General features: G+C 69.4%; 13 protein-coding genes and 1 tRNA gene. 6 read left to right on the top strand and 8 right to left on the bottom strand.

Features of this window, described 5'->3' with window-relative positions:
- Positions 1 to 102 precede the first annotated feature (102 nt).
- Both GBB76_RS01285 and gor read right to left on the bottom strand, forming a co-directional pair.
- A complete protein-coding gene (locus GBB76_RS01285) occupies positions 103 to 1,488 on the bottom strand; it encodes a class II 3-deoxy-7-phosphoheptulonate synthase (RefSeq protein ID WP_152301612.1) in 1,386 nt (461 codons plus the stop codon).
- A gap of 294 nt (positions 1,489 to 1,782) precedes the next feature.
- On the bottom strand, positions 1,783 to 3,192 hold the full coding sequence (gor, locus tag GBB76_RS01280) for a glutathione-disulfide reductase (protein WP_152301611.1): 1,410 nt from the start codon (positions 3,190 to 3,192) through the stop codon (positions 1,783 to 1,785).
- Between the two features lie 248 nt (positions 3,193 to 3,440).
- Between gor and GBB76_RS01275 the strand changes: the two genes are divergently transcribed.
- The 3 genes from GBB76_RS01275 (at position 3,441) to GBB76_RS01265 (ending at position 6,496) form a co-directional block, all read left to right on the top strand.
- Positions 3,441 to 4,406, top strand: a complete 966-nt coding sequence (locus GBB76_RS01275) for a tripartite tricarboxylate transporter substrate binding protein (protein WP_152301610.1) — start codon at positions 3,441 to 3,443, stop codon at positions 4,404 to 4,406.
- A gap of 82 nt (positions 4,407 to 4,488) precedes the next feature.
- On the top strand, positions 4,489 to 4,974 hold the full coding sequence (locus GBB76_RS01270; RefSeq protein ID WP_152301609.1) for a tripartite tricarboxylate transporter TctB family protein: 486 nt from the start codon (positions 4,489 to 4,491) through the stop codon (positions 4,972 to 4,974).
- Positions 4,975 to 4,984: 10 nt separating this feature from the next.
- A complete protein-coding gene (locus GBB76_RS01265; protein ID WP_152301608.1) occupies positions 4,985 to 6,496 on the top strand; it encodes a tripartite tricarboxylate transporter permease in 1,512 nt (503 codons plus the stop codon).
- A gap of 85 nt (positions 6,497 to 6,581) precedes the next feature.
- Here the strand turns inward: GBB76_RS01265 and GBB76_RS01260 are convergent, their stop codons facing one another.
- The 3 genes from GBB76_RS01260 to GBB76_RS01250 all read right to left on the bottom strand — a co-directional run bounded on the left by GBB76_RS01260 (position 6,582) and on the right by GBB76_RS01250 (position 8,468).
- Entirely contained in the window at positions 6,582 to 7,127 is a 546-nt protein-coding gene (locus GBB76_RS01260) for a DUF2059 domain-containing protein (protein ID WP_152301607.1), read from the bottom strand.
- A 24-nt stretch (positions 7,128 to 7,151) separates the two neighbouring features.
- A complete protein-coding gene (rpiA, locus tag GBB76_RS01255) occupies positions 7,152 to 7,865 on the bottom strand; it encodes a ribose-5-phosphate isomerase RpiA (protein WP_202911193.1) in 714 nt (237 codons plus the stop codon).
- Between the two features lie 102 nt (positions 7,866 to 7,967).
- The gene (locus tag GBB76_RS01250; protein WP_152301606.1) at positions 7,968 to 8,468 is read right to left on the bottom strand and encodes a hypothetical protein; all 501 of its coding nucleotides are present in this window, start codon (positions 8,466 to 8,468) and stop codon (positions 7,968 to 7,970) included.
- Between the two features lie 173 nt (positions 8,469 to 8,641).
- Between GBB76_RS01250 and GBB76_RS01245 the strand changes: the two genes are divergently transcribed.
- From GBB76_RS01245 to GBB76_RS01235, 3 genes are all read left to right on the top strand, one after another.
- Positions 8,642 to 9,328: an HAD-IA family hydrolase gene (locus GBB76_RS01245; RefSeq protein WP_152301605.1), complete on the top strand. Its 687-nt coding sequence runs from the start codon at positions 8,642 to 8,644 to the stop codon at positions 9,326 to 9,328.
- A gap of 90 nt (positions 9,329 to 9,418) precedes the next feature.
- Positions 9,419 to 9,493: transfer RNA gene (locus GBB76_RS01240), tRNA-Val, on the top strand.
- A 208-nt stretch (positions 9,494 to 9,701) separates the two neighbouring features.
- Entirely contained in the window at positions 9,702 to 10,082 is a 381-nt protein-coding gene (locus GBB76_RS01235; RefSeq protein ID WP_152301604.1) for a gamma-butyrobetaine hydroxylase-like domain-containing protein, read from the top strand.
- Between the two features lie 74 nt (positions 10,083 to 10,156).
- On the opposite strand, the gene GBB76_RS01230 is transcribed toward GBB76_RS01235, so the two are convergent.
- From GBB76_RS01230 to GBB76_RS01220, 3 genes are all read right to left on the bottom strand, one after another.
- Positions 10,157 to 10,750: a L,D-transpeptidase gene (locus tag GBB76_RS01230; RefSeq protein WP_152301603.1), complete on the bottom strand. Its 594-nt coding sequence runs from the start codon at positions 10,748 to 10,750 to the stop codon at positions 10,157 to 10,159.
- 174 nt (positions 10,751 to 10,924) lie between these two features.
- A complete protein-coding gene (locus GBB76_RS01225) occupies positions 10,925 to 12,850 on the bottom strand; it encodes an acyltransferase family protein (RefSeq protein ID WP_152301602.1) in 1,926 nt (641 codons plus the stop codon).
- A 139-nt stretch (positions 12,851 to 12,989) separates the two neighbouring features.
- Positions 12,990 to 14,903: an acyltransferase family protein gene (locus GBB76_RS01220; RefSeq protein WP_152301601.1), complete on the bottom strand. Its 1,914-nt coding sequence runs from the start codon at positions 14,901 to 14,903 to the stop codon at positions 12,990 to 12,992.
- Between the last annotated feature and the right edge of the window lie 72 nt (positions 14,904 to 14,975).

Below are 14,975 nucleotides of genomic sequence, written 5' to 3'. Positions count from 1 at the left end.
CGAACCGTTCCCCTTGGAAAAACCGCGGCCTTCGGAAGCCGCGGCGCAGTCTGTTCCGGCCGGCGGAGGCGGAGGGGCGGCGCGCCGTCCCTCCGGTCCCGATCACTCGGCGGCTTCGATGGCCGGACGCGTGCGGCCGGCATGCTCGCGCTTGAGCAGCTCGGCGACGAGGAAGGCCATCTCGATGGCCTGCTCGGCGTTGAGGCGCGGGTCGCAATAGGTGTGGTAGCGGTCCTTGAGGTCCGCGTCCGAGATCGCGCGGGCGCCGCCGGTGCATTCGGTGACGTTCTTGCCGGTCATCTCCAGATGCACGCCGCCGGCATAGGTCCCCTCGGCGGCATGGGCCGCGAAGAAGTCCCGCACTTCCTTGAGGATCTGGTCGAACGGACGCGTCTTGTAGCCCGACGCCGCCTTGATGGTGTTGCCGTGCATGGGATCGCACGACCACACCACGGAGCGGCCCTCGCGCTTCACCGCGCGCAGCAGCGCCGGCAGATGGTCGGCCACCTTGTCCGCGCCGAAGCGGGCGATGAGGGTCAGCCGGCCCGGCTCGTTCTGCGGGTTCAGCGTGTCGATGAGGCGCAGGAGGTCGTCCGGCTTCAGCGACGGGCCGCATTTGAGCCCGAGCGGGTTCTTCACGCCGCGCGCATATTCGATATGGGCGTGGTCGAACTGGCGGGTGCGGTCGCCGATCCAGATCATGTGGCCGGAGGTCGCGTACCAGTCGCCGGTGGTGGAATCCACGCGGGTCATCGCCTGCTCGAAGCCGAGCAGCAGCGCCTCATGCGAGGTGAAGAACTCGGTCGAGCGCATCTCCGGATGGTGTTCCGGATCGATGCCGATGGCGCGCATGAAGTCGAGCGCCTCGGTGATGCGGTCGGCGAGCGCCTGGTAGCGGCCGGACTGCGGTGAGTCCTTGATGAAGCCGAGCATCCACTGATGCGCGTTGCCAAGGCTCGCATAGCCGCCATTGGCGAAGGCGCGCAGCAGGTTGAGCGTCGCCGCCGACTGGCGGTACGCCTCGAGCTGGCGGCGCGGATCGGGAATGCGCGCTTCCGGCGTGAAGTCGATGTCGTTGACGATGTCGCCCCGGTAGGACGGCAGCTCGACCCCGCCGATCGTCTCCATCGGGGCCGAGCGCGGCTTGGCGAACTGGCCCGCCACGCGGCCGACCTTCACCACCGGCAGGGCGCCGGCATAGGTCAGCACCACCGACATCTGAAGGAAGACGCGGAAGAAATCGCGGATGTTGTCGGCCGAATGCTCGGCGAAGCTCTCGGCGCAGTCGCCGCCCTGCAGCAGGAAGGCCTCGCCATTCGCCACCTTGGCGAGATCACGCTTCAGCCGGCGGGCCTCGCCGGCGAAAACCAGCGGCGGAAACGAGGCGAGCTGACGCTCCACCGAAGCAAGGGCTTCGGCGTCCGGATATTCCGGGACCTGCTGAATGGGCTTGGCCCTCCAGCTTTCCGGCGTCCAGCGATCAGACATGACGGCCTCCAACGAGATGCAACGTCCGCGGGGCTCGTCCCCGGCGGGAAAGGCGGGCCTTATACACCCAAGCCTCGCCCGCGCGCCAGTGCGCCGCCGCAAGGTCAGGCATGCCCCGTGGGACACTTGAACGGGAACGCCGGTCGCCTCTGACGTTGCACACCACGTCATCCCGGCCGAGCGCAGCGAGAGCCGGGATCGCTCTCCATTCGGGGTGCGATCCCGGATCGGCCTTCCGGCCGTCCGGGATGACGTCCTCAACGAGTGAAAAGGACGGTGCGCGGCCGGCCCGCCTCAGATCGCCGGCGTCGCGCCGGTGGAGACCTCGGGGATCACCTGATCGCTGGAGGCGTGCTTCGAGCGCAGCGTCACCAGTTCCTCGGAGCTGGACGGGTGCAGCGCCATGGTGCGGTCGAAATCGGCCTTGGTGGCGTTGAGGTTCAGCGCGATGGCGGCCATCTGCACGATCTCGCCGGACGTCTCGCCGATCAGGTGCACGCCGAGCACCCGGTCGTCGGCCTGATCGACGACCAGCTTCATGAAGACGCGCGAGGCGCTGCCCGACAGCGTCGCCTTGAGCGGCCGGAAGTCGGTCTTGTAGATGTCGACCCGCCGGCCCTGCGCGCGCGCCTGCGCCTCGGTGAGCCCGACCACGCCGATTTCCGGCTCGGTGAACACCGCCGTCGGGATCAGGTCGTAATTCACCTGCCATGGCGCGCCGCCGAACACGGTGTCGGCGAAGGCATGGCCCTCGCGGATGGCGACCGGGGTGAGGTTGGCCCGGTTGGTGACGTCGCCGACGGCGTAGATCGAGGGCACATTGGTGCGCGAGTTGGCATCGACCGCGATGGCGCCGGCCGCGTCGAGATGGACGCCCACCGTGTCCAGCCCGAGGCCGACGATGTTCGGCACGCGGCCGATGGCCAGCATCACCTCGTCGGCGAACAGGTCGCGGCCGTCGCTGAGGCGCACGCGCTTCTCGCCATTGACGGCGAAGATGCCCTCGATGGTGGCGTTGAACACGAAGCTCACGCCGTTCTGCGTCATCTCGCCGACGATGCGCTCGCGGATATCCTCGTCGAAGCCGCGCAGCAGGCGATCGCCGCGATGCACCACCGTCACCTGCGCGCCGAGCCCGGCGAACAGGCTGGCGAACTCCAGCGCGATATAGCCCGCGCCCTGCACGACGATGCGGCCGGGCAGGCGGTCGAGGTGAAACGCCTCGTTGGAGCTGATGCCGAGTTCGCGGCCGGGGAAGTCGAGGCCGAGATTGGGGCGCGCGCCGGTGGCGACGAGGATGGTGCGCGCGGTCACGCGCGTGCCGTCGGCGAGGCGCACCGCGTGCGGTCCCTCGATCTCGGCCCGCTGGGGCACGATCTCGACGCCGGCGCGGTCCAGATTGGCGCGGTAGGCGCCTTCCAGCCGGGCGATCTCCTTGTCCTTGTTGGCGATCAGCGTCGACCAGTCGAAGGAGGCGCCCTGCACCGTCCAGCCGAAGCCGGAGGCATCGTCGAACTCATGGGCGAAGCGGGCGGCGTAGACGAACAGCTTCTTGGGCACGCAGCCACGGATCACGCAGGTGCCGCCGACGCGGTATTCCTCGGCGATCCTGACCCGGGCGCCGTAGCCCGCCGCGATGCGCGCCGCGCGCACGCCGCCCGAACCGGCGCCGATGACGAAAAGGTCGACGTCGAATTGGTCCATGTCGGTTCCCCCGGTCTCGGCCCGGCCCGCTGTCGGCCTGCCCCGCTATGGTGCGCCGAACTACCCCGATGCTGCATGAGGCATGTCGCCCCGCCGCCCGCCCGCGTCAAGGCGGTGCATGGCTGGGATGCGATTTCTCTCATCCATCAGGGGAACTCGACACAGGGGGGGCTGGCGCACTAGCTTCCTAGCCGCGTTCAAGCGACGGCCAGCGTCAAACGCGCCGCCGCCCATCCTTGGAGGAAACCATGAATCGCATGTTCCGCGGTGCGCTGCTTGCCGCCGCCCTCGCCGCTGCGCCGTTCAGTGCCGCGTCGGCTCAGGTCGGCGATCTCAAGATCATCGCCCCGGCCGCGCCCGGCGGCGGCTGGGACCAGACCGCCCGCTCGCTGCAGCAGGTGCTGCAGTCCGAGAAGCTGGCGTCCAACGTGCAGGTCCTGAACGTACCGGGCGCCGGCGGCACCATCGGCCTCGCCCAGTTCGTCAACGCCAACAAGGGCGATCCGAACACCCTGCTCGTCGGCGGCTATGTGATGGTCGGCGCGATCATCTCCAACAAGTCGCCGGTGAACCTGTCGCAGGTCACGCCGATCGCCCGCCTCACCGGCGAATACGAGGCCATCGCGGTGCCGGCGAACTCGCCGATCAAGTCGCTGGCGGATCTCGTGGCGGCGCTGAAGGCGGACCCGCAGAAGGTGTCCTGGGCCGGCGGCTCGGCCGGCGGCACCGACCACATCACCGCCGGCCTGTTCGCCAAGGCGGTGGGCGTCGACCCGACCAAGGTCAACTACATCGCCTTCTCGGGCGGCGGCGAGTCGCTCGCCTCGCTGCTCGGCGGCAAGGTGACGGTGGGCATCTCCAGCCTGTCCGAGTACGACGCCCAGGCCAAGGCCGGCAAGCTGCGCATCCTCGGCGTGTCGAGCGCCGAGCGCCTGCCGGAAGCCAAGGACGTGCCGACCTTCAAGGAGAGCGGCGTCGACGTCGAGATCCAGAACTGGCGCATGGTCTCCGCCGCCCCCGGCATCACGCCGGAGCAGAAGGCCCAGCTGACCGAGACCATCGACAAGCTGGCCAAGTCCAAGGCCTGGAACGACCTGCTGGCGCAGAAGGGCTGGGCCAACACCTATCTTTCCGGCCCGGCCTTCGATGCCCAGCTGGCCAAGGACATCAGCGCCACGCAGACCATCCTGAAGGACATCGGCCTCGCCCAGTAAGGGCCCGCGCCTTCCCGTACCCTATGCTCCCCCGGGCCGGCGGTCGCGGGGGAGCCTTCGTTCCGACATCCGGAGCCGTCCGATGAGCGATCCACGCACCTCTTCCACCCGACGGCCCGACAGGGCCGGCTTCGTCATCGCCTTCGGGCTCGCCGTTCTGGCCCTCGTGATCGGCTGGGACGCCTGGCGTCTCTCCGCGATCAACGCCCATTCGGCGGTCGGGCCGGCGGCCTTCCCGACCATCATCGCCGGCGGCCTCGCCCTGCTGGCGATCGCCACCGCCGTCGAAGCGATCCGTGCGGAGGCCGTGGAGCGGCCGCGCGACGAGATCGGCCCGATGGCCTGGGTGCTGGCCGGGCTGATCGGGCAGATCGCGCTGCTCGGCTTCGGCTCCGGCTTCGCCCTCGCCACCGGCTGGCTGTTCGCCGCCACCGCGAAGGGCTTCGGCCGTGGCCCGCTGTGGGGGCATTTCCTCGCCGGCAGCGTGCTGTGCTTCGTCATCTACGTGATCTTCGCCAAGGGCCTGCAGCTCGCGCTGCCCGCCGGCCCGCTCGAACGTCTGATCTGAGGCGGGACCGATGGATACCTTTGCCGCCCTCAGCCAGGGCATCATGGTCGCGCTGCAGCCGATCAACCTGCTCTTCGCCTTTGTCGGCGTCATGCTCGGCACCGCCGTCGGCGTGCTGCCCGGCATCGGCCCGGCGCTCACCGTGGCGCTGCTGCTGCCGATCACCTTCAAGCTCGACCCGGCCGGCTCGCTCATCATGTTCGCCGGCATTTATTATGGCGGTATGTATGGCGGCTCGACCGCCTCGATCCTGCTGAACACGCCGGGCGAAAGCTCGTCCATCGTCACGGCGCTGGAAGGCAACAAGATGGCCCGCGCCGGGCGCGGCGGGCCCGCGCTCGCCACCGCCGCCATCGGCTCCTTCGTCGCCGGCACCATCGCCACGCTCGGCTTGGCGCTGGTGGCGCCGACCGTCGTCGACATCGCCATCTCCTTCGGCCCGGAGGACTATTTCGCCCTCATGGTGCTGGCCTTCACCACCGTCTCGGCGGCCTTCGGCTCGTCGGTCACGCGCGGTCTCACCAGCCTGTTCATCGGCCTCGCCCTCGGCCTGATCGGCATCGACCTGCAGAGCGGCCAGGCCCGGCTGTCCTTCTCGGTGCCGGACCTGCTCGACGGCGTCGAGGTGACGACGCTGGCGGTCGCGCTGTTCGCCATCGGCGAGACGCTCTCAGTGGTCGCCGCCGGCAGCCGCGCCGAGGAGGTGATCGAGCCGGTGAAGGGCTCGGTGTTCATGAACCGGGAGGACTGGTCCCGCTCGTGGAAGCCCTGGCTGCGCGGCACCTTCCTCGGCTTCCCGATCGGCGCCATGCCGGCGGGCGGGGCGGAAATCCCGACCTTCCTGTCCTACGCGCTGGAGAAGCGGCTGTGCCGCACGCCGGACGAGTTCGGCAACGGCGCCATCGAGGGCGTCGCCGGCCCCGAGGCGGCCAACAACGCCGCCGCGGCCGGCGTGCTGGTGCCCCTGCTCACCCTCGGCCTGCCGACCTCGGCGACGGCGGCGATCATGCTGGCCGGCTTCCAGCAATACGGCATGAATCCCGGCCCGCTGCTGTTCGTCACCAATCCCGATCTGGTCTGGGGCCTCATCGCCAGCCTGTTCATCGCCAACGGCATGCTGCTGGTACTCAACCTGCCGCTGGTGGGGCTGTGGGTGCGCCTGCTGGCGATTCCACGCCCGTGGCTCTATGGCGGCATCCTCGTCTTCGCGACGCTGGGCACGCTCGGCGCCAACCCTTCGCTGGTCGAGCTTGGCATGCTGCTGGTGTTCGGCCTGCTCGGCTATGTGCTGCGGCGCTACGACTACCCGATCGCCCCTGTCGTGGTCGGCCTCATCCTCGGCCCGCTGTCCGAGCAGCAGCTGCGCCGGGCGCTGGCCATCAGCGTCGGCGATCCGACCGTGCTGTTCCAGTCGCCGATCGCCCTCACGCTCTACGCGCTGTCCGCCCTCGCCCTGTTCGGGCCGCTGCTGTTCTTCCTGCTCACCGGCCGCAAGGCGCCGGTCGGCGGCGACGAGGACTGATCCGGCCCGCGCGGCGCGACGCCCGCCCCAAAACGCAAAATGCCCGGCGCGAGCCGGGCATTTTCGTTCTTGGATGACGGGCGCGTCAGATGGTGAAGCCGCGCTTCTTCATTTCCTCGCGCACCTTGGCCTCCATCTCGCGGGTGAAGGTGGCGCTCCAGGCCTGGATGCCGGCGAGGCCGGCGTCGAGGATCTTGCCGCGATTCTCGACCAGCTTGCGGCCCACCGCCGAGCGGTAGAAGGCCAGCAGCTCCTTCAGCTCGGCCTCGTCGAACTGGATCGCGTAGATGCGGGCGAGGATCTGCACGATCTCCTGCCGGCGGCCCTCATATTGCGGCGCGAGCTGCTTGGCCACTTCGCGCAGGTCGCGGATCAGGTCCGGATTGGCCTGCACGAAGCTGCCGGCCGCCTGCTCGATGATGCCGGGGATCAGCGTGTCGAAGCTGCTTCCCTCGCCATTGGCGACAAGAAGCTCATTGGCGAGCTTCAGCCGCTCGGGGCTGATCTTGGCGCCCTTGGCATCGTTCATCTTGAACGGGCTCTGCTCCTGCGCGACGGCGGGAAGCGCGACGCCGAAGGCCGCAAGCGCCAGCACCGCGCCGGTCAGCCGTCCTGCAATATCAAGCCGCATGAAAGTCTCCCTGACGAATGCTGCTCACGCGCGGTCGATGACCGTCACGCCGTCGGCGCCCGCGAGAATGACGCGGCTCGCCAGATTGATGAAGAGGCCATGCTCGACCACCCCCGGCACTTCCGACAGCCGCGCGGCGAGCGCGGCCGGATCGGCGATGCTGAGATAGGCGGCATCGAGGATCAGGTGTCCCTGATCCGTGACGAAAACATGACCGTCCGGCCGCCGGCGCAGGGTCAGCAGCCCCTGGCACCCTGCCGCGCGGGCGGCGCGGTCGATGCTGCGGCGGATCGCGGCGACGCCGAAATCCACCACCTCGATCGGCAAGGGAAAGGCGCCGAGCCGTGCCACCTTCTTGGTGGCGTCGGCGATCACGATCATCTGTCCGGCCGCCGTGGCGACGATCTTCTCGCGCAGCAGCGCGCCGCCGCCGCCCTTGATGAGCGAAAGGTCCGGGCCGATCTCGTCGGCGCCGTCGATCACAAGGTCGAGCACGGGGTGCTCGTCGAGCGTGGCCAGCGGCACGCCTAGGCTCTCCGCCTGCGTCCGCGTCGCCTCCGAGGTCGGCACGCCGACCACCTCCAGCCCCTCGACCACGCGCTCGGCGAGAAGGTCGACGAAGTGCTTGGCGGTCGAGCCGGTGCCAAGGCCGATCTTCATGCCCGAGCGGACATAGTCGAGCGCACGGGCGGCAGCCTGGCGTTTGAGTCGGTCGGCGTCGGACAGGGAGGCGGTCATGGCGCTCGTCACGGTTCGCTCTGGAGTTCTTCCACTCTCTTGCTGCCTAGCGCCCTTACGCCGCGCCGACAAGCCCGCGGCGCAGCCGCGCGCGGCCCCGCCTCAGCGCGAGGGCGCCGTGCAGACCACCGCCGGCTCGACGCCGCCGCCGTCCTTGGGCATGTCGCGCACATAGCAGACGCTCATCTGGCCGGTCTGCGCGTTGACGCGGAAAATGCCGGTCTCGCCGGAATAGCGCGTCGACACGATGTCGTAAGGGCCCGGCTCGCGCGGGCCGGCGCTCGCATCGGTGCGGAAGCAGCGGGTCACGCCGACGAGGCTGCCCTCGGGCCGCTCGAACTGGCAGGCGCTCACCTCGCCGGTGCGCACATTCACCGAATAGATGCGGTTGGCCTGCGCCGAGGGCGGGGAACTGAACACGAAGGGGCCGGCGGAGGGCGCGGCGGCCGGAGGCGCGGCCTCGGCGGCGGGAGGCGCGGCGGGCGGGCTCGTCGGCGCGCCGGGCGCGGTGCCGGTCGTTCCCTGCGCCAGCACCGGACCGGCGAAAGAAAGTCCGAGCGCAAGCGTCGCCGCTCCGAGCCGGTTCCGCATGTCGAGCCTCATTCCAAGCACTCCCTGTTTCTTCCCGAGTTACCACCGCCGCGCCCTGCGCGCATGCGCCCGATGGACGCGCCACGCTGGACAGGAAAAGCGGCAGGATTGTAGGCCTAGCAATACAGGCCCGTCTCGCGGCGGCGGGCAGTCACCGTTTCCAATCACAATCCACGGAAATCGTCATGTCTGCAGCCACTTTCCCCGCCGTGATCGCCTTCGACCTCGACGGCACCCTCGTCGACACCGCCCCCGACCTGCTCGACACGCTCGACATCGTGCTCGACGAGGCCGGCGCCCCGCGCCTGCCGCGCGAGGACACCCGCAAGATGATCGGCGCCGGCGCCAAGGCGCTGGTCAATCGCGGCCTCACCGCCGCCGGCATCACCGTCGACGGGCCGGAGTTCGAGAAGCTCTACGAGCGCTTCCTCGCCCACTATGCCGACCACATCGCCGATTCCTCGCGCCCCTTCCCCGGGCTGATCGAGGCGCTCGACGTGCTGAGCGCGCGCGGCCACGTGCTGGCGGTGTGCACCAACAAGCTGGAATATCTCTCGCGCCTGCTGCTGGACCGGCTGGAGCTGACCGACCGCTTCGCCGTGATCGCCGGCTCCGACACCTTCCCGGTGTACAAGCCGGATGCGGGCCACCTGCTCGGCACCATCGAGCGGGCCGGCGGCTCGCCCGGCCGCGCCATCATGGTCGGCGACAGCATGACCGACGTGCTGACGGCGAAGAATGCCCGCATTCCCTCCATCGTCGTGCCCTTCGGCTACACCGAGACGCCGGCCATCGAACTGGGCGGCGACGCGTTCATCGAGCACTTCGACCGGCTGCCGGAGGCGGTCGAGCGTCTTCTCGGCCGTGGGTGAGTGCGCAAGTGCGCTTGACACCCGGGACGGCGACACACTAAATCCCCGCCGCGATGGACACCGGCGCGGGATTTCCCGCCCCGGACCAGCGGGCGATTAGCTCAGCGGGAGAGCACTCCCTTCACACGGGAGGGGTCGCAGGTTCAATCCCTGCATCGCCCACCATCGTGCTTCCGATCACGGCACGATCGTTCGACCCATGCCGGGGCACGCCCCGGGTCGGGTTTCGACAGCACGCACGGCTCCAACCGGATTCGCGGCGGGCGCGATTCGCCGGCCGGGCAGACGCGCTCGATCCCGCCCCGGACCACCCCGCTTGGCGAATGCGCGCCGCGCCTCTATGTGGAAGGCCGGACGAGGGAAGGAAATCACCGTGACCGACGCCTGGCCGACCGAGATCAAGATCCACAAGGACCGCCGCGCGCTGACCATCGCCTTCGAGGACGGGGCGTCCTTCACGCTGCCGGCGGAATATCTGCGGGTCGAAAGCCCTTCCGCCGAGGTGCAGGGCCACTCCCCCGCCGACCGCCAGCTGGTGGCCGGCAAGCGGGAGGTGCGGGTCGACGAGGCGATCCCGGTCGGCAATTACGCGGTGCGGCTGATCTTCGACGACGGCCATTCGACCGGCATCTTCACCTGGGACATCCTGCACGAGCTGGGTCGCGAGCAGGAAGAGCGCTGGACGCGCTACCTTCAGGAACTGGCATCGCGCAACCTGTCGCGCGATGCGGCCGGCGCGGTGCGCCGGCACTGAAGCGAGGATACTGAAGCGAAGGCGGGGCGAACGGCCCGACCGGCGCGAAGCCGGCCGGGCGGGAAGCCGCGTCGTCAGTTCAGGACAACGACCTTGGTGCCGACGCGCACGCGGTTGTACAGGTCGGTCACGTCGTCATTGGTCATGCGGAAGCAGCCCGAGGACACCGCCTGCCCGATGGTCTCCGGCTCGTTGGAGCCGTGGATGCGGTAGAGCGTCGAGCCGAGATACATGGCGCGCGCGCCGAGCGGGTTGTCGACGCCGCCGGGCATGTGGCGCGGCAGGTCGGGACGGCGCTGGAGCATCTGCGGCGGCGGGGTCCAGCCCGGCCACTCGGCCTTGCGGGTGATGGTGTGCACGCCCGACCAGCGGAAGCCGTCGCGGCCCACGCCGATGCCGTAGCGCACCGCCGTGCCGTTGTCCTGCACGAGATACAGGCGACGCTCGGCGGTGTTCACCACGATGGTGCCGGGCGCGTATTTGCCCGCATAGGGAACGACCTGCCGGCGGATCGAGGAATAAGACTTGCCGCTGCCGTTGCCGAAGTCGGACGGGCGGAAGAAGCCGAAGAGTGAGGTGGACTGCGCCATGGCGGGCGCCGTGCCCGCCAGCGTCAGTGCGGCGAGCGCCAGCGCCGCCATCGTCTTGAATCGCATCGAAAGCCCCATACGAAGTACGATTTCGCCACCCGCCGTTGCGACGGACGGAAAATTGTTGCCCATCGGCGCCCGCGCGTCGATGGCCCGAAGCCCTCACTATGCGTCGAAATGCTTCACGGACCCTTCATCAGGTCGTGACCGGGCGCAATTTGCCGTTGGCTATGGCGCCGCGGCCACAGAAAGTCAGGGTTTCGCCGCCGCTGCGGCAGGCGCCGCGCCGGCGACCGGCCCGAAAATCGCCTCGGCGAGCTGCCGGCCGTAATAGCGGGAGCCCTCCAGCGTGAAGTGCACGACGTCGAAATGCAGCGGCACGCCGTCTATGGCGAGCTTGCAGCGATAGTCCGGGCACATGGTCCTGAGCACCGAGACGTAGTGCACGCCGGGCATTGCCGCGAAGTGGTCCCGCAGGCGGTCGTCCACCCGCGCGAGGTTCTTCAGGAAATCGTCCTGCGCCACGAACTCGGTCTTTCCCGCCAGCACGCGCTCGACGATGATCGCCGGCACGGGCCGGCGGTAATAGGGCGCGGGGCCCACCACCACCACCTCGATCCCGGCGGCCACCAGCTTTGCCACCGAGGCGTCGAGGGCGGGCACAGACTTCATGTCGAGCGGGTCACCGCCGAGGATGACCATTGTGGGCCGGTTGCGCAGCAGCCAGTCGAGCGCGAACTCGTTCAGGCCCCGGCAACTGGGCCAGCCCGGCAGGTCGACGCCCACCAGCGGCAGGCAGGAAGCCCCGGTGATCTGGCCCACCGCATAGCCGCGCGCGCGCAGCTCCGGCTCCAGCCCGGCGAAGAACTGGGCGATGTGGCTGCTGCCCCACAATATGGCGTTCGGGCGGGTCGTCGGCAGGCAGGCGGGGTCGATATCCGCCGCCGTCTGGTCGGTGCGTAGGAAGCAGGTGCCCTCGCGGTACATCTCCTTGCGCGGCCCGTAGTTCTGATAGGCCAGTATGCGCTCGATCTCGGCATCGTAGCGGCTGCCGGGAAAGCCCCCCGCCGCGACGACGACCCCGGCGAAGCCGGCCAGGGCGAGGCCGGCGGCCGCCGTGCCGCCATAGAGGATCCGGCGCGTGAAGACGGCCGGCCGGATACGGACGGGCTGCTCGACATAGCGCCAGGACAGCCAGCCCGCCGCCGTCGAGCCGGCCAGCCCGACGACAAGGAAGACGAGCGGATCGGCATCGGGGAAGAGCATGTGGCCGAACACCACCGCCGGCCAGTGCACCAGATAGAGCGAATAGGAGATGGCGCCGTAGAACCGCATCGGCGCGGCGCCGAGCACGCGGGAGGGCAGCGTCGCGACGGCATCGCCGCCCCAGATCACCAGCGCCGCGCCAAGGCAGGGCACCAGCGCGAGCAGCCCGGGGAACGGCGACGAGGCGGTGATCAGCAGCATACCGGCGAGGATCAGCAGCGCCCCCGCCGCCACCGCCGCACCGGCAATGGCGCGATGGCGGGGGTAGCGCACGCCCGGCAGCGCGATGGCGGCGCCGATCAGCAGTTCGAAGGCGCGGTAGGGCAGCAGGTAGAAGGCGGCCGAGGGGTTGGTGTGCCGCACGATCTCGCAGGCGATGAGCGAGGCCACCAGCAGCCCGGCGACCAGCAGCGGCACAGCGCGGGCGCGCAGCCGGTAGCAGACGAGCAGCAGCAGCGGGAACACCGCATAGAACTGCTCCTCGACGCCGAGCGACCAGTAATGCAGCAGCGGCAGCTCCTCGGCCGAGGGGCCGAAATAGTCGGACTGCCGGTAGAAGAAGATGTTGCCCGCCGCGAAGGTGGCCCAGACCAGCGAACGCCCGTAGCCGACCAGCTGGCTCGGATAGAGGATGAGCGCCGCCAGCGCGCTGGTCGCGAGGGTGACGGCGGCGAAGGCGGGCACGAGGCGCCGGATGCGCCGCTCGTAGAAGCCGGCCAGCGAGAAGGTGCCGGCAGCGATGTCACTGAAAATGGTGCGGAAGATCAGGAAACCGGAGATGACGAAGAACACGTCGACGCCGGTGAAGCCGCCGGGCAGCCAGTCCGCGCCGAAATGGAACAGCACGACGCCGAGGACGGCGACGGCGCGCAGTCCGTCGATATGGGCGCGATAGCGCAGATGATGATGCACGGCCGACCGAAAACTGAATCCGAAAGCCGCCATTATGACCGCAGCGGCGGCGCGGGGGCATAGCCGCGGGTCGCCCGGCCTTGCCCGCCTCCCCGATTAGGCCCGGAGTGTGTCTCCCGCGCCATAGGCGCGCGCCGCCTCACGGCGCCGGCGACGCGGCTGGCGGCGGCGGCAGGACCTTGCCGTCGCCGAAGATGAGGGAAGCGATGGGCCGGCCGAAATAATTCACGCCGGCCTGCGTGAAATGCGAGGAATCGTGCTGGAGCGGCTCGCCCTCCACCATCAGCGGGCATTGCTTCGCCGGGCACACCGCGTCGAACACCGAGATGTAGGTGATGTCGGGGTTGCCGGCGAAATGCGCCTGCATCTCGCGGTCCTTCACCGCCACCGCCGGCAGCATGTCGTCCCGCGCCGCGACATCCGTGTCGCCGCGCAGCAGGCGCCGCGCGAGCAGCTTCGGCACCGCGTCGCGATAGAGCGGAACCGGACCGATCACCACGACGCGGATGCCCTCGGCGGCCAGTTCCGCGATGGTCCGGTCGAATTCGGGCGGCGTGGTGACGAGGCCGCCGAGCACGAGGATGTCCGGCTTGTTGGCGCGCACCCAGTCGAGCGCGAAGGCGTTCAGCTCGTCGCAATAAGGCAGAAGCTGCGAATAGCCCGCGCCGGTCGGCGGACAGGCGGCGGCGGTGATCTGGCCGACCGCGTAGCCGCGCGCCCTGCCCGCCTCGATGATGGCGTTGATGAAATGCGCGACATGGCTGCTGCCCCAGACCATCACCGAGGGATGCGTCGTGGGCAGGCATTCCGGCTTGATGTCGACCTTGGCCTGGAAGAACGGGATGAAGCAGCGGCCCTGCCGGAAGATCGGGTCGCCATTGTAGAACGAGAAGGCGGCGATGCGCCTTATCTCCGGGCTCAGCCGCATGGGCAGGCCCTTTGTGGCGATGGTGGCCTGCGCGAAGCCCGCCAGCGCCAGCGTCACCGCCAGCGTGCCGCCGACGAGCACCTTCGGCGTGAAGACGCGGCGGTTGAGCCGCACCGGCTGCTCGACCAGCCGGTAGGACAGGTAGGCGAGCAGCGTCGACAGCGCCACGCCGCCGACCAGGAAGGCGAGCGGGTCGACCGCGCCCAGCCATTCCCGGCCGAGCGAGACGATCGGCCAGTGGACGAGGTAGAGCGAATAGGAGATCGCGCCGAAGAACACCATCACGCGGCTGCCCAGCAGGCGCGCCGGCAGGCTCGGCGCCCGCTCGCCGCCCCAGATCACCAGCGCCGCGCCGAGGCAGGGAATGAGCGCGCGCAGCCCCGGAAAGGGCGAGGTGGAGGTGAGATACACCATCGCGCCGAGAATCATCGCGCAGCCGCCGAGCACGGCGGCGGCGCCGAGCGCCGGCTTCTGCGGGAAGCGCATGGCGGGCAGCGCCAGCACCGAGCCGATGAGCAGCTCGAAGGCGCGGAAGGGCAACAGGAAATAGGCGGCGGCCGGGTGGTGCTGGAGCATCGCCTGGCTGGCCGCCAGCGAGGCGAGCAGAAGCGCCAGCACGATCCAGCCGAGCCGGCGCATGCCGAGGCGCGCACCGACGAGGACCAGCACCGGGAACACGAAATAGAACTGCTCCTCCACCGCCAGCGACCAGTAGTGCAGCAGCGGCATTTCCTGCGCCGCCGGGCCGAAATAGTCGGTGCGGTCGAAGAAGAAGAAATTGCCGACGGCGAACACAGACCACAGGACCGAGCGGCCGAAAATCAGCATCTCGCGCGGCAGCAGGATGAAATAGGCCGCCACGGCGGTAACGGCTGTCACCGCGAGGAAGGCCGGGGCGATGCGGCGGATGCGGCGCTCGTAGAAGCCGAAGATCGAGAAGGTGCCGCCGGTCACGTCGGCATAGATCGACTTCGAGATCAGGTAGCCGGAGATAACGAAGAACACGTCGACGCCGACGAAGCCGCCGGGAATCCAGCTCGCTCCGAAATGGTACAGGACGACGCCGAGGACGGCGACGGCGCGCAGGCCGTCGATATGGGCGCGATAGCGCAGATGATGATGCACGGCCGACCGGAACTTGAACCAGAGGCCCCCATTATGACCGCTGCCGCGGCGCGGGGGCATAGCTGCGGATAT

Source organism: Ancylobacter sp. TS-1, from assembly GCF_009223885.1.
Lineage (GTDB): Bacteria > Pseudomonadota > Alphaproteobacteria > Rhizobiales > Xanthobacteraceae > Ancylobacter.
Note: the sequence above shows the minus strand (reverse complement) of the source record. Positions and strands in the feature narration are given on the sequence as shown.